Annotated in this window: 13 protein-coding genes and 1 pseudogene; 6 read left to right on the top strand and 8 right to left on the bottom strand. The window is 53.4% G+C overall.

Translation table 11 applies throughout. From position 1 onward, the window contains the following. Positions 1–25: 25 nt before the first annotated feature. Both secA and mutT read left to right on the top strand, forming a co-directional pair. Complete coding sequence (gene secA / locus AC6I4B_RS19220; protein ID WP_497767445.1) at positions 26–2,731, top strand: preprotein translocase subunit SecA; 2,706 nt, start codon at positions 26–28, stop codon at positions 2,729–2,731. Positions 2,732–2,789: 58 nt separating this feature from the next. Continuing rightward, a complete protein-coding gene (mutT, locus tag AC6I4B_RS19215) occupies positions 2,790–3,179 on the top strand; it encodes an 8-oxo-dGTP diphosphatase MutT (protein WP_497767444.1) in 390 nt (129 codons plus the stop codon). 92 nt (positions 3,180–3,271) lie between these two features. Here mutT and yacG read toward each other — a convergent pair whose 3' ends face one another. From yacG to coaE, 3 genes are read right to left on the bottom strand one after another with little or no spacing between them, the layout of a single operon-like run. Then, positions 3,272–3,466: a DNA gyrase inhibitor YacG gene (yacG, locus tag AC6I4B_RS19210; protein WP_497767443.1), complete on the bottom strand. Its 195-nt coding sequence runs from the start codon at positions 3,464–3,466 to the stop codon at positions 3,272–3,274. Positions 3,467–3,475: 9 nt separating this feature from the next. Continuing rightward, positions 3,476–4,219 carry a cell division protein ZapD gene (gene zapD, locus AC6I4B_RS19205; protein WP_497767441.1) on the bottom strand — a complete coding sequence of 248 codons (744 nt, stop codon included), beginning with the start codon at positions 4,217–4,219 and terminating at the stop codon, positions 3,476–3,478. Beyond that, positions 4,219–4,839 (bottom strand): dephospho-CoA kinase, encoded by a 621-nt coding sequence (gene coaE / locus AC6I4B_RS19200; RefSeq protein ID WP_497767439.1) that lies wholly within the window; start codon positions 4,837–4,839, stop codon positions 4,219–4,221. The genes zapD and coaE overlap by 1 nt, the downstream gene beginning before the upstream one ends. A 225-nt stretch (positions 4,840–5,064) precedes the next feature. On the opposite strand from coaE, the gene AC6I4B_RS19195 reads away from it, so the two are divergent. Next, positions 5,065–6,108, top strand: coding sequence for a GMP reductase (locus AC6I4B_RS19195; protein ID WP_497767438.1), 1,044 nt, complete (start codon positions 5,065–5,067; stop codon positions 6,106–6,108). A 35-nt stretch (positions 6,109–6,143) separates the two neighbouring features. On the opposite strand, the gene hofC is transcribed toward AC6I4B_RS19195, so the two are convergent. From hofC to nadC, 4 genes are all read right to left on the bottom strand, one after another. Further along, positions 6,144–7,343 (bottom strand): protein transport protein HofC, encoded by a 1,200-nt coding sequence (gene hofC / locus AC6I4B_RS19190; RefSeq protein ID WP_497767436.1) that lies wholly within the window; start codon positions 7,341–7,343, stop codon positions 6,144–6,146. After that, complete coding sequence (gene gspE, locus AC6I4B_RS19185) at positions 7,336–8,721, bottom strand: type II secretion system protein GspE (protein WP_497767435.1); 1,386 nt, start codon at positions 8,719–8,721, stop codon at positions 7,336–7,338. The genes hofC and gspE overlap by 8 nt, the downstream gene beginning before the upstream one ends. A 14-nt stretch (positions 8,722–8,735) precedes the next feature. Next, a complete protein-coding gene (gene ppdD / locus AC6I4B_RS19180) occupies positions 8,736–9,173 on the bottom strand; it encodes a prepilin peptidase-dependent pilin (protein WP_497767433.1) in 438 nt (145 codons plus the stop codon). A 172-nt stretch (positions 9,174–9,345) separates the two neighbouring features. After that, the gene (gene nadC / locus AC6I4B_RS19175; protein WP_497767431.1) at positions 9,346–10,239 is read right to left on the bottom strand and encodes a carboxylating nicotinate-nucleotide diphosphorylase; all 894 of its coding nucleotides are present in this window, start codon (positions 10,237–10,239) and stop codon (positions 9,346–9,348) included. A gap of 87 nt (positions 10,240–10,326) precedes the next feature. Between nadC and ampD the strand changes: the two are divergent. Both ampD and ampE read left to right on the top strand, forming a co-directional pair. After that, positions 10,327–10,889: pseudogene (gene ampD, locus AC6I4B_RS19170) on the top strand (1,6-anhydro-N-acetylmuramyl-L-alanine amidase AmpD). Beyond that, positions 10,886–11,740 carry a beta-lactamase regulator AmpE gene (gene ampE / locus AC6I4B_RS19165; protein WP_497767430.1) on the top strand — a complete coding sequence of 285 codons (855 nt, stop codon included), beginning with the start codon at positions 10,886–10,888 and terminating at the stop codon, positions 11,738–11,740. Before ampD ends, ampE begins: the two are co-directional and overlap by 4 nt. A 225-nt stretch (positions 11,741–11,965) precedes the next feature. On the opposite strand, the gene aroP is transcribed toward ampE, so the two are convergent. Further along, complete coding sequence (gene aroP, locus AC6I4B_RS19160) at positions 11,966–13,336, bottom strand: aromatic amino acid transporter AroP (protein ID WP_497767428.1); 1,371 nt, start codon at positions 13,334–13,336, stop codon at positions 11,966–11,968. Positions 13,337–13,874: 538 nt separating this feature from the next. Here aroP and pdhR point away from each other — a divergent pair. Beyond that, positions 13,875–14,639, top strand: a complete 765-nt coding sequence (gene pdhR, locus AC6I4B_RS19155; protein ID WP_497767426.1) for a pyruvate dehydrogenase complex transcriptional repressor PdhR — start codon at positions 13,875–13,877, stop codon at positions 14,637–14,639. Positions 14,640–14,697: the final 58 nt, after the last annotated feature.

Raw genomic sequence — 14,697 nt, 5'->3', positions numbered from 1 at the left:
ATGTCGGGGCGTTTGAGATTTTATTATGTTAATCAAATTATTAACCAAAGTTTTTGGCAGTCGTAACGACCGTACCCTGCGCCGTATGCGTAAAACCGTTGGCATCATCAATGCGATGGAGCCGGAGATGGAAAAACTCTCCGACGAAGAGTTGAAGGCAAAAACTGCCGAGTTTCGTGCGCGTATCGAAAAAGGCGAAAGCGTTGAAAGCCTGATCCCGGAAGCCTTTGCCGTTGTCCGTGAAGCTAGTAAGCGCGTGTTTGGTATGCGTCACTTTGACGTACAGCTGCTGGGCGGTATGGTTCTGAACGAGCGCTGCATCGCAGAAATGCGTACCGGTGAAGGTAAAACCCTGACCGCGACGCTGCCAGCTTACCTGAACGCGCTGTCCGGCAAGGGCGTACACGTCGTTACCGTCAACGACTATCTGGCGCAACGTGACGCCGAAAACAACCGTCCATTGTTCGAATTCCTCGGTATGAGCGTTGGTATCAACATGTCTGGTATGCCAGCTCCGGCGAAGCGTGAGGCCTACAACGCAGACATTACCTACGGTACTAACAACGAATACGGTTTTGACTACCTGCGCGACAACATGGCGTTCAGCCCTGAAGAACGCGTGCAGCGTAAATTACACTACGCATTGATCGATGAAGTTGACTCCATCCTGATCGATGAAGCGCGTACCCCGCTGATTATTTCCGGTCCAGCGGAAGACAGCTCGGAAATGTACAAACGCGTTAACAAAATTATTCCTCACCTGGTTCGCCAGGAGAAAGAAGACTCCGACACGTTCCAGGGTGAAGGCCACTTCTCCGTTGATGAGAAAGCGCGCCAGGTTAACCTGACTGAACGCGGTCTGGTTCTGATTGAAGAACTCCTGGTGCGAGAAGGCATTATGGACGAAGGCGAGTCGCTGTACTCTCCGGGCAACATCATGCTGATGCACCATGTTACCGCTGCGCTACGCGCACACGTGCTGTTCACCCGCGACGTTGACTACATCGTTAAAGATGGCGAAGTTATCATTGTCGATGAACACACCGGCCGTACCATGCAGGGCCGCCGTTGGTCTGATGGCCTGCACCAGGCCGTTGAAGCCAAAGAAGGCGTGGAAATCCAGAACGAAAACCAGACGCTGGCGTCCATCACCTTCCAGAACTACTTCCGTCTGTATGAGAAACTGGCCGGTATGACCGGTACTGCAGATACCGAAGCATTCGAATTCAGCTCCATCTACAAGCTGGATACGGTGGTGGTTCCAACCAACCGTCCGATGATCCGTAAAGATATGCCTGATCTGGTCTACATGACCGAAGCGGAAAAAATTCAGGCGATTATCGAAGATATTAAAGAACGTACCGCAAACGGCCAGCCAGTGCTGGTGGGTACGATCTCTATCGAAAAATCCGAAGTGGTCTCTAATGAACTGACCAAAGCGGGCATCAAACACAACGTTCTGAACGCCAAGTTCCACGCCAGCGAAGCGGATATCGTTGCGCAAGCGGGCTACCCGTCAGCAGTCACTATCGCAACCAACATGGCGGGCCGTGGTACTGATATCATGCTCGGCGGTAGCTGGCAGGCGGAAGTAGCGCAGTTGGAAGATCCAACGCCTGAACAAATTGCCCAGATCAAAGCAGATTGGCAGGTTCGTCATGACGCTGTACTGGCGGCCGGTGGCCTGCATATCATTGGTACTGAACGTCACGAATCTCGCCGTATCGATAACCAGTTACGTGGTCGCTCCGGTCGTCAGGGTGATGCGGGTTCTTCCCGTTTCTATCTGTCGATGGAAGATGCCCTGATGCGTATCTTTGCTTCTGACCGTGTGTCCGGCATGATGCGTAAACTGGGGATGAAGCCTGGTGAAGCTATCGAGCACCCGTGGGTGACCAAAGCTATCGCCAACGCCCAGCGTAAAGTGGAAAGCCGTAACTTCGATATTCGTAAGCAACTGCTGGAATATGATGACGTTGCTAACGACCAGCGTCGCGCTATTTACTCCCAGCGTAACGAACTGCTGGACGTCTCTGACGTTAGCGAAACCATTAACAGCATCCGCGAAGATGTGTTCAAAGCCACCATCGATGCGCACATTCCACCGCAGTCACTGGAAGAAATGTGGGATATCCCTGGCCTGCAAGAACGCCTGAAAAACGACTTCGATCTGGAACTGCCGATTGCTGAATGGCTGGATAAAGAGCCTGAGCTGCACGAAGAGACACTGCGCGAGCGTATTCTGGAAAGCGCGAAAGAAGTGTACCTGCGCAAAGAAGACGTGGTTGGCGCTGAGATGATGCGTCACTTCGAAAAAGGCGTGATGCTGCAAACGCTCGACTCCCTGTGGAAAGAGCACCTGGCGGCGATGGACTACCTGCGTCAGGGGATCCACCTGCGTGGCTATGCGCAAAAAGATCCGAAGCAGGAATACAAGCGTGAATCCTTCGCGATGTTTGCTGCTATGCTGGAATCGCTGAAATATGAAGTTATCAGCACCCTGAGCAAAGTACAGGTGCGGATGCCGGAAGAAGTCGAAGAGATGGAGCAGCAGCGTCGTGAAGAGGCCGAGCGCCTGGCACAGATGCAACAGCTGAGCCATCAGAGCGATGACGCCGCTGTGGCTGAAGAGCTGGCAGCACAAACCGGTGAGCGTAAAGTGGGGCGTAATGACCCATGTCCATGCGGTTCCGGTAAAAAATACAAACAGTGCCACGGCCGCTTGAGCTAAGGTCAGCTAAAAAAGTAAAAGGCGCAGAACTCTGCGCCTTTTTTATGGATAAGACAAAATGAAAATACTGCAAATATCCGTCGGCATCATTCGCAATGCCGCAGGTGAAATCTATATCACCCAACGTGCCGCCGATGCGCATATGGCGCATAAGTGGGAGTTTCCCGGCGGTAAAATTGAAGCGGGCGAAAGCGCTGAAAACGCGGTGATTCGCGAGCTGCAAGAAGAGGTTGGGATTACGGTAACATCGCTGAAACCGTTTGATAAGCTGGAGTATCAGTTCCCGGATCGCCACATTACGCTGTGGTTTTGGCTGGTTGATGGTTGGGAAGGCGAGCCGTGGGGCAAAGAGGGGCAGCCCGGACGTTGGGTTGCGCAACAGGATTTAGTGGCGGATGAGTTTCCTCCTGCCAATGCCCCGATTATCGATAAACTGATTGCGGGGTAGGGCTGATAAACACAGCGCCATCAGGCCGGTTGAAAACCGATTGCCGGATGGCGACTTTGCCTTATCCGGCCTACGCAGTGGCCGGTGGGTGATTACTGCGGGTCTTCGCTCCAGCCATCGGTATCGGAGAGATCGCCGCTGCTGGGAATTCGCTTCTCTTCTGCCGCCCATTCGCCGAGATCAATCAACTGGCAGCGCTTACAGCAAAACGGGCGGTAAGGGCTTTGCTCTCCCCAGATAACCGGTCTGTTACAGGTGGGGCAATTTACCGTGATTACGTCAGTCATTATTTCTCCTTAGCAGCATGCCAGCTCAAAGTCCAAACGCTCCGGCACGGTGCCGTTGTCACTATCCAGTGGCATAAAGCGAATGGCAAAACGGCTCTTATGGCCGGAAATCTGTGGGTAAAGCTGAGAGGACAGCTCCATCTTCAGACGCAGAAGGTCGGCATCATCGGCATTGTCCTGATAAAAGCCGTTAAGGCTAGTCTGTTTACGGAAATGAGCTGAGTTGCGCACGAGGTCGAGAATGAGTGATAGCGCTTGGTTCAGTGGCTCCAGGCTTGCCATCCAGGACTCTACCTGAGCATCGCGCAGATGCTGCTTGCTATGCAGCCAGACATGCAGCGTTGGCAGGTCAAAGCTACAGCAGCCGCCTGGGATGCTCAAACGCTGGCGAACCAGGGCAATCAGGCGGTCTTCACGTAAGAATTGGCCGATGCGCGGCGCTGCCATCAAAATGCTGCTGCTGTTTTTTAACTGTTGGTGTAGTGCATCAATACGACTTAAATCGACGCCGGGCACTTCGCACCAGGCTTTCAATTTACGCTGCTGACGTTCCAGCTCTTTTAGAAGTTCAGTGCGGATATCGCCGCGCTCGAACACATCCAGCAAATCCCCAACGTTACGGAAAAAATGCAGTGCACTGGCGGGATCCCTGATAGGTAAATTGGCATTCAATTGCTCAGTCAGAAATTCAATACGCAGCCAGGTACGCATTTTTTCGTTTAAGGGATGCTCAAAAAGGATGTGGGTGTGCATTACGATTTTTCCTGTGATACAGCCTGTGCCGCAAGCTCCAGATAGAGCGCGTGAAGGCGGGCAACATCCGATGCAATAGCATCTGGTGTGCCGTTGTTATTAATAACGTCATCAGCCACGGCCAGACGATCTTCACGCGTGGCCTGGGCTGCAAGAATATTTTCCGCATGTTCACGCGATACCTGGTCGCGCTGCATCGTCCGATGAAGCTGGGTTTCACGTGATACATCGACCACCAAGACACGATCGGCCTGGCTATAGAGTTTGTTTTCCACCAGCAACGGCACAACCCACAAGACATAAGGTGATGTCGCCTGCGCAAATTGGCGTTGGGTTTCCTGCTGAATTAAGGGGTGTAAGAGGGCATTTAACCAGGCTTTTTCATCAGGATGAGCAAAAATGCGTTCCCGTAAAGCCCGGCGATTAAGTGTGCCGTCCGGCATAAGGACAGAGGAACCAAAATGTTCTGCGATGGCCGCAAGTGCGAATGTGCCAGGCTCAACGACCTGACGGGCAAGAATATCTGCATCAATAACGTTAATACCCAGGCGAGAAAATGCATCTGCGACGGTACTTTTACCACTGCCGATGCCGCCTGTTAACGCTACTGTGTAAGTCATACCGCTTAGCCCTGGATTTTTAGTATGAAAATCATTTGGTTAAAAAAATGGCAGTGCAGTGCTGATGAATCAATAATGCACCGTACTATTCGCCAGGTAAATTTATGGGATTGTAGCTTAAAAAAAGTGAAATTCGCAGTCTTGTGAAGACCTGATTAGTGCGTATGATTGTATTACTGGAGTTGTGCTCTCATATTAATTGCCATTAACCCCAGGAATCCGCACATGCGTATTGAAGAAGATCTGAAGTTAGGTTTCAAAGACGTTCTTATCCGCCCTAAACGCTCTACCCTAAAAAGCCGTTCCGATGTTGAACTGGAACGCGAATTCACCTTTAAGCATTCAGGTCAACGCTGGTCAGGCGTGCCGATTATTGCTGCGAATATGGATTCTGTGGGCACTTTTGGTATGGCAAAAGTTCTCGCCTCTTTCGGTATTCTGACCGCTGTACACAAACACTACACCGTTGAAGACTGGAAAGCGTTTGTCCAGGCTGAGTCCGAAGATGTGCTTAAGCATGTGATGGTCTCTACCGGCACTTCCGACGCTGACTTTGAAAAAACTCAGCAGATCCTCAAGCTTCACCCGTCGCTGGCCTTTGTATGTATCGATGTTGCAAACGGTTACTCTGAGCATTTTGTCCAGTTTGTCGCTAAAGCGCGTGAAGCATGGCCAAGCAAAACCATCTGCGCAGGCAACGTGGTGACGGGCGAAATGTGCGAAGAGCTGGTTCTGTCTGGCGCAGATATCGTGAAAGTAGGTATCGGCCCTGGCTCGGTATGCACCACCCGCGTGAAGACCGGCGTCGGCTACCCGCAGCTTTCCGCTGTTATCGAGTGTGCTGATGCGGCACACGGCCTGGGCGGCCAGATCGTTAGCGACGGTGGCTGCACAATGCCGGGCGACGTGGCGAAAGCCTTCGGTGGCGGTGCAGACTTCGTGATGCTTGGCGGTATGCTGGCAGGCCACGACGAAAGCGGCGGCAAAATTGTGGAAGAAAACGGCGAGAAATTCATGCTGTTCTACGGCATGAGCTCCGAGTCGGCCATGAATCGCCACGTGGGCGGCGTTGCACAGTACCGTGCCGCAGAAGGCAAAACCGTTAAGCTGCCACTGCGCGGCCCGGTTGAAAACACCGCGCGCGATATTTTAGGCGGCCTGCGTTCAGCCTGCACCTATGTGGGCGCGTCACGTTTGAAAGAGCTGACCAAACGCACCACCTTTATTCGGGTACAGGAACAAGAGAACCGCGTGTTCAACAGCCTGTAATGTCCGACGTTTCGCTGGCGCGCTCTGCGCCAGCGTTATCCCATCCCACTGATGGCATCGCCTAGGTGAAAAATGGGCAGATACATCGCCACCACTAATGTCCCAATAATTACGCCTGTGACCACCAGCAGTGCGGGTTCCAGCAGCGATGTTAAATTCTCGGCGAGTGTCTGAGTGCTTTCATTATGATGTCGCGCCAAATTTTCCAGCATTTCATCTAACGCCCCCGATGTTTCTCCGGTTCTGACGAGCTGCAAGCACAGCGGCGTAAATACCTGGCTATTCTCCATGGCTTGCCAGATAGCGCTGCCCTGCGCCACATCCTGATGTAGACGTGTAATCACCTCGCGCCACCATGGGCAACTCAGCGTCTCTTCGACGGTTTCAAGCCCTTGCAAAAAGGCGATACCTGCCCGTTGGGTGAGCGCCAGTACGGTAAAAATCTGGCTAAGCATCTGCCCACGAGCCAGTTTCCCCATGACGGGGATGGCGAGCAGTATTCGTTGGCGCATGCGTTGCCAGGGGGGATGGTTTTTCAACATAGCACTCAGGGCAACAGGCAGCAGAAAGAGCAGCAATAACGGGATAAAGCTCTGCTCCACAAATGCGGCTGTCGCCATGACCGCCAGCGTTAACGTCGGCAGTGGCGTGTTGAAGGTGCGGTAGATAGCGGTAAATTCTGGCAGCACAAAACCGACCATTGCCGTGACCACCAACACGGCTAATGACAGGATAATCAGTGGGTAACGCAGAGCGGTTTTCACCTTAGCGGCAAGCTGAAGCTGGGCTTTTTGCTGGCGAGCTAACTCAAGGCAGCAATGTTCTAGCTTGCCGGTAATCTCACCAGTGCGGATCATCGCCAGATACAGCGGTGGAAAAGCCTGTGGCCATTGTTGCAACGCTTCTGATAGCGAAACCCCTTGAGCCAGCCTTTGTGCTAGCGTGTCGAGCAGGGCACGCCATTGCGCGACAGGATGCTGCTGGGCAAGCAGTGCCAGGCTGTCCGAAAGCGTCAACCCTGCCTGTAATAAGGTCGCCAGTTGGCTGATGACCGCACAAGTGTGCTGTGCCCGCCACTGCGCGGTATTGACGCTTCGCCGCTTTAACGACACCACCGTGATGCGCTGTTGTTGTAATGCGATGAGTACTGCCGGGCGATGGTTGGCCCAAAGTGTGCCGCTTTGCGCTTGCCCATCGGCAGCCAACCCACGCCACTGCCACAGTTGTTCACGCATGTTGCGGTATCCCAAGTACGCGAAGCAGTTCTTCCTGTGTGGTAAGCCCTTGCTCGACAGCCTGACAGCCATTTTCAAACAGGGTGGTCATTCCTGACTGCCGGGCATGTTGCATAAGCTCTGTCGGGGTGACGCCATTAGCAATCGCCTGGCGTAGCGAAGGGGTTAGCGGCAGAAGTTCAAACAGCGCCAAACGCCCTTGATAGCCGTGGTAGCACTGCTGGCAGCCGTGCGCTGTCCAATGTGGAAGCGGGCGCGGCCATAATGTGTGCGGAAGAGGGGGTTCACCCGACGCCTGCTGGCGGCAGTGTGGGCAGAGCTTTCGCACCAGACGTTGAGCAACCACCATCAGCAGAGCCGAGGAGACCATCCAGCGCGCAACACCCATTTGTTCCAGGCGCACCAGCGTTTCTACCGTCGAATTGGTGTGTAGCGTCGAAAGCACGAGATGCCCTGTCTGTGCGGCTTTAATGGCGATTTCCGCCGTTTCGCCATCACGAATTTCCCCCACCATCACGATGTCAGGGTCTTGCCGTAGCAGGGAGCGCAAAACGCTCTGAAACGTCAGCCCTGCCCGCAGGCTGACCTGTGTCTGGTTAAGGCCCTCTAGCGGGATTTCAACGGGGTCTTCCACGCTGCAAATATTGACGTCGCTACGGTTACGGCTTTGCAATGCACTGTAAAGCGTGACCGTTTTCCCGCTGCCTGTCGGCCCAGTAACCAGAATTAGCCCCTGCGGTTGGTTTAAGGCCGACTGAAACTGTGCCAGCGTATCGCACGACATCCCCAGTCGCTGTAAATCTAACGCCTGCTCTACTTTATGCAGCAGGCGCAGGACAACCTTTTCGCCATATCGGCAGGGCAGCGTGGATATACGAAAAGAGAGCGGCGTATCGGTGGATTCGAGGGTGAATTGCCCGTCCTGCGGTAAGCGGCGCTCGGCTATGTCGAGGCTGCCGAGCACTTTTAGTCGTGCAATCATAGAGGCCATCAGCGCCAGAGGAACGATGGGCAGGGCATGAAGAACACCGTCTACGCGCAAGCGCACACGGAGGTGATGTTCCGTTGGTTCGAAATGAATATCGGATGCCCGCCGTTGTAACGCTTGTTTAAACAGATGGTTAAGCAGGTCTACCGCGTTGTCATTCTCCTCATGCGCGGCGGGAGGCGCAAGGTGGCTGGCCTGCTGGAGATAGGTGTCCATCTGTTCTTGCTCCCAGCACACGATATCAATGCGCTTTTGGGTGGCAAAACGCAGCGAGTCCATCAGCTCGCCCGGTGGAGTGCCCACAACAGCGATGTTAAGCGTTTCGGCTTCGTTAGCCAGCAGTACGGCACGATGGCGCTGGCATAGGGTGAGTAACTGTTCCGGTTTCATTGTTTTCCCCTCTGTTACTGGGCGTCAAAGCGGAAAACATCTGCACAGGCTTGCTGTAGCGCGCTGTCGCTCTGAATCGCGCAGGTACGTTGCCAGCCAGTGATGCCATTGGCGTTATCCCAACGGGGAACCAGCGTAACGCTTAAGCCATTGAGGCTTTCCTGGCCGGTCATTGTGACAGTACCTTGCGTCACGCTCATTTCTGAGACATAGCGCGTGGTGGTGGCTGATGGAATGCCGTTGCTGCCCGCATCGCAGTTGGCGACGCCTCCGCGATCGAGAGCACACAGTTCAATTGCCGTACGGTAGGGGACGAAGGTTTGTAGCATGTCGGTAAGGGCGGCTTTACGCAGGTAGTTTTGATAGGCCGGAATCCCGATAGCGCTGAGAATAGCGATGATCCCGATGACCACCATTAATTCAATGAGGGTGAAGCCCTGCTGTTTGTTCATGGTTTGCTCCTTGCTAAGTTCGGAGCCACTGTGTCAGAGGGGGAAAGGGGGCGCGAGGGGCAAAAAGTGATTCAGGATGCCGCGTTCCAGTGTTTTTCAGCCGTTTGCAGTGGTGCAAGCATAACTGGAACGAGGCTCGGAAAAATGCCCTCATCAGGAGGGCATGAGGGGACTAGCGAAAACGCATCGACAGGTCGAGCGCACGGACATGTTTGGTCAGTGCGCCGACGGAGATAAAATTAACGCCGGTTTCGGCGAACTCGCGGATGGTGTCGAAGGTGACGTTGCCGGAAACTTCCAGCTGTGCCTGGCCCTGGGTGATGTTCACCGCTTTGCGCATTTGCTCGGTATCAAAGTTGTCGAGCATGATGATATCAGCCCCGGCTTTCAGCGCTTCGCGCAGCTCTTGCAGGGTTTCGACTTCCACTTCTACCGGCACATCCGGGTGCAGCCAGAAGGCTTTTTCTACCGCCTGACGTACGGAACCCGAAGCAATAATGTGGTTTTCTTTAATCAGGAACGCATCGGATAACCCCAGACGATGGTTCGCGCCGCCGCCGCACAGCACGGCGTATTTTAGCGCGGTACGCAGGCCTGGCAGGGTTTTGCGGGTGTCCAGCAGTTGCGTGTGCGTGCCTTCCAGTAGCTTGACGTATTTACGCACTTCGCTGGCCACGCCAGAGAGCGTCTGCACAAAGTTTAAGGCGGTGCGCTCGCCGGTCAGCAGGATGCGGGATGGGCCGATAATTTCAAACAGCGGTTGGTCTGCGATGATCGCATCGCCGTCATCAACGTGCCATGTCAGGGTGACGTCGTCGCCAGCCAATTGGATAAAGACCTCTTCAACCCAGCGTTTGCCACAAAATACACCGTCTTCACGGGTAATAACGATGGCATGAGACTGTGTTTTTTCCGGCAAGAGTTGTGCGGTAATATCATTCTGGGCATCGACTTCTCCTCCCAGGTCTTCGCGTAGCGCTTGCGCGACGGCGTTAGGGATATCGAGGTTGATACGTTCCAGTAGCGCGTCACGTCGATGGTCTGGGTTATAGCGGCGAGGCGGCATGATAAAGCTCCAAATTGGTAACGATGCGAAAGATTGAAACATGCTACTCTGAAGCGAGTATCAGCACCACACATAAGGAGATCCAGCATGCTGTTAGATAAGGGCTGGCTGGTGGGCGTTCGGCACGTGCCGTCTGCACATCACGATTGCCGCCCGGAGGACGAAACCCCATCGCTGCTGGTTGTACATAATATTAGTCTACCGCCGGGGCAGTTTGGCGGCCCCTGGATTGACGCCCTGTTTACCGGTACGCTCGATCCCTCCGCCGATCCTTTCTTTGCTGAAATCGCCCATCTGCGGGTGTCTGCGCACTGTTTGATCCGTCGGGATGGCGAAATTGTGCAGTACGTTCCCTTTGATAAGCGTGCCTGGCATGCTGGCGTGTCGAGTTACCACGGGCGCGAGCGCTGCAATGATTTTTCTATCGGTATTGAGCTAGAAGGCACTGATACGCTGGCCTACACCGATGCACAATATCAACAGTTGGCGGCGTTAACCCAGCTGTTAATCACTGAATACCCTGCGATTGCCGACAATATAACCGGCCACAGCGATATTGCGCCTGTGCGTAAAACCGATCCCGGCCCAGCATTTGACTGGCCTCGTTTCCGCGCATTGGTCACCCCTCGTCAAATAAGGAGATGACATGACGTTGTTTACCACGCTTCTGGTGCTGTTTGCCGAGCGCCTGTTTAAACTCGGCGAGCACTGGCAGCTTGATCACCGCTTAGAGGCATTGTTTCGTCGGGTGAAGCATTATTCGCTCGCCGCGACGCTGATGATGATGATTGTGGCAATGGCCGTGGTTGCGGTTATCCAGAGTGTGCTGGACGGCGTATTGTTCAATGTGCCGCAGCTCATTTTCTGGATTTTGCTGGGTCTGCTGTGCATTGGCGCAGGCCGTGTGCGCCTGCATTATCATGCTTATCTGAAAGCGGCTTCCCGCGATGATAGCCACGCCCGTGATGCGATGGCGAGCGAACTGACGCTGATTCACGGTGTTCCGGCGGGGTGTGATGAGCGTGAGTATTTGCGCGAGCTGCAAAATGCGCTGCTGTGGATTAACTACCGTTTCTATTTGGCGCCGCTGTTCTGGTTTGTTGTCGGCGGCTCCTGGGGGCCGGTGGCGCTGATAGGCTATGCGTTTTTACGTGCGTGGCAGTCCTGGCTGGCGCGTTATCAAACGCCGCATCACCGTTTGCAGTCTGGTATTGATGCCATTTTGCACGTGGTGGATTGGATACCGGTGCGTTTGATAGGCGTGGTCTATGCGTTGATAGGCCACGGCGAGAAGGCATTGCCAGCATGGTTTGCATCGTTGGGCGATCGCCATTCCTCACAATACCAGGTGCTGACCCAGTTGGCGCAATATTCGCTGGTGCGCGAACCGCACATGGATAAGGTTGCCACGCCTAAAGCCGCTGTCTCGATGGCGAAGAAAACCTCGTATGCGGTAGTGGTGATTATGGCACTGCTGACCATTTACGGAACGTTGGTGTAATTCGATATTGCCGTCAACGTATCGTAGGCCCGGTAGCGTAGCGCTACCGGGCAATAGCCTCCAGAATCCGGCACTCCGGTTACCGCATCGCCCATTCTCTCTTTGACTGACTGTTTATCTGAATTTATCGCCAGATCTCTGTGAGGAGATAGGGACACAATTGCTGCTGATTTGGCGAGAAGGGTGAACGCCCTGTATCGTTGCTGATACAGGGCGTTAGCACGATTAATGCGCTTTAACGGTTTTGGCGCTTTTCTGCTTAAACATAAAGCCGATGCCAAGAATAACCAGCCATACCGGAATCAGCCAGACGGAGATAGCCATCCCCGGCGTCATCACCATAATGACCAGCACCGCCGCCATAAATACCAGGCACACCCAGTTACCCAGCGGATAGAACAGCGCGGGGAAGCGAGTCGTTACGCCCTGTTGCTGTTTAGCTTTGCGGAACTTGATATGCGCAAGGCTAATCATCGCCCAGTTGATAACCAGCGCAGAAACCACCAGCGCCATCAGCAGGCCGAAGGCTGACTCAGGAGCCAGATAGTTAATCAGCACGCACAGCGCAGTGACCAGCGCAGAGACCAGAATGGTGTTAACCGGCACGCCACGTTTATCGACATTAAGCAGCGCTTTTGGCGCATTGCCCTGCTGAGCCAGACCAAACAGCATACGGCTGTTGCAGTATACGCAACTGTTGTAGACCGACAGTGCTGCCGTCAGTACCACGATATTCAGCGCGTTAGCGACAAAAGAGTCGCCGAGTTCATGGAAAATCAGCACGAACGGGCTGGTGTCGGCGGTGACGCGCGTCCACGGCATCAGGGAAAGCAGTACCGCCAGTGAGCCGACATAGAAAATCAGGATGCGGTAGATAACCTGGTTGGTGGCTTTTGGGATGCTTTGCTCCGGGTTATCGGCTTCTGCGGCGGTGATCCCCACCAGTTCGAGGCCGCCGAAGGAGAACATAATAATCGCCATCATCATGACCAGGCCCGTCCAGCCGTTTGGCAGGAAGCCGCCTTGTTCCCACAGGTTACGCACGGTGGCCTGCGGGCCTGCGGAGTCGCTGAACAGCAGCCAGGCGCCAAACAAAATCATCGCAATCACGGCGATAACTTTGATTATCGCAAACCAGAACTCCATCTCGCCGAACACCTTAACGTTGGTCAGGTTGATGGCGTTAATGGCGATAAAGAAAACGGCTGCGGATGCCCAGGTTGGGATCTCTGGATACCAGAACTGCACATATTTTCCGACGGCAGTCAGTTCAGCCATGGCAACCAGAACGTACAGCACCCAGTAGTTCCAGCCCGATGCGAAGCCCGCAAAGTTCCCCCAGTACTTATAAGCAAAGTGGCTGAAAGAGCCAGCTACCGGCTCCTCGACGACCATTTCACCCAACTGGCGCATTATCAGAAAGGCAATAAAACCGGCGATGGCATAGCCCAAAATAATGCCCGGCCCGGCGGATTGAATAACAGAGGCGCTGCCGAGAAACAGGCCTGTGCCGATAGCGCCGCCCAGCGCAATCAGCTGTATATGGCGGTTCTTAAGGCCGCGCTTAAGCTGGGAGCCTTGCTGTTGACCTTCCATTGTGAAACCTCGTATATGGTTATTATGGTGACGCTGTTGTGCGTATGTAATTAAGAAATTCCGTTTTCTGTATTGTTTTATTTACAAAATGCATTTCTTAAAAAGAGGCGAAGCTCTTTCGTCATCAGAAGAATAGTGGTAAGCGATGCGGAATGCACCTGCTTTATGAAGGGCTGATGAAGGGTTGGGTAAAAAGCCGACAGTTATCACGCAAGAATGCAAATCTTACATTACGAAGAATATGAATTATTAATCGTTCTTGTCGATTTAATATTCAGTATTTATTGGGTTGAAACGGTTCAGTGTGCTTATTTTTGTTCTGATTACGTTAATTGTACTTCTTTATAGGTAAAGCTGGTTTTTGAGTAAAGTTACATTTCTGAAACGTTACTTCTGTAATGTTGTTAAAAAACACCCGGTTTACTGATTTCAATCAAAACCTTTATGGACACAAGGTGAATACTTTGTTACTTTAGCGCTACGAACTTGAAATTGGTAAGACCAATTGACTACGGGCTAATGGCAGAGACAGGGAACTATGGCCTACAGCAAAATCCGCCAACCAAAATTATCCGATGTGATTGAGCAGCAGTTGGAGTTTTTGATTCTTGAGGGGACGTTGCGCCCCGGCGAAAAACTTCCACCTGAACGCGAACTGGCAAAACAGTTCGACGTTTCTCGCCCTTCGCTGCGTGAGGCGATTCAACGCCTTGAAGCTAAGGGGCTTCTGCTTCGTCGCCAGGGCGGCGGGACTTTTGTTCAAAGCAGCCTTTGGCAGAGCTTCAGCGATCCGCTGGTTGAGCTTTTGTCCGACCACCCTGAATCTCAGTTTGATCTGCTTGAGACCCGCCACGCGCTGGAAGGTATCGCGGCTTATTACGCGGCACTGCGCTGTACTGATGAAGACCGCGTACGTATTCGCGAGCTGCATCAGGCCATTGAACGGGCTCAAGAATCAGGCGACCTCGACGCTGAGTCTGATGCCGTCCTTCAGTATCAAATTGCTGTCACCGAAGCGGCACATAATGTGGTTCTCTTACATCTGCTACGTTGTATGGAACCTATGCTGGCGCAAAACGTTCGCCAAAACTTTGAACTGCTGTACGCCCGCCGGGAGATGCTCCCGCTGGTCAGCAATCATCGTACCCGTATTTTTGAAGCGATTATCGCCGGTGAGCCTGAACAGGCGCGTGAAGCGTCACATCGCCACCTGGCGTTTATCGAAGAAATTTTGTTGGACAGAAGCCGTGAACAGAGCCGCCGTGAGCGCTCGTTACGCCGCCTCCAGCAGAGAAAGGATTGAGTTTTTTCTGGCAGCAGTTTTACCAGAAAGATGTGTGATAAGCGCCAATAAATGAGCG

The sequence above is a fragment of the Kluyvera fluvialis genome (assembly GCF_059725275.1).
The sequence above is the reverse complement of the archived record's forward strand: the minus strand, read 5'-3'. Positions and strand labels throughout refer to the sequence as shown.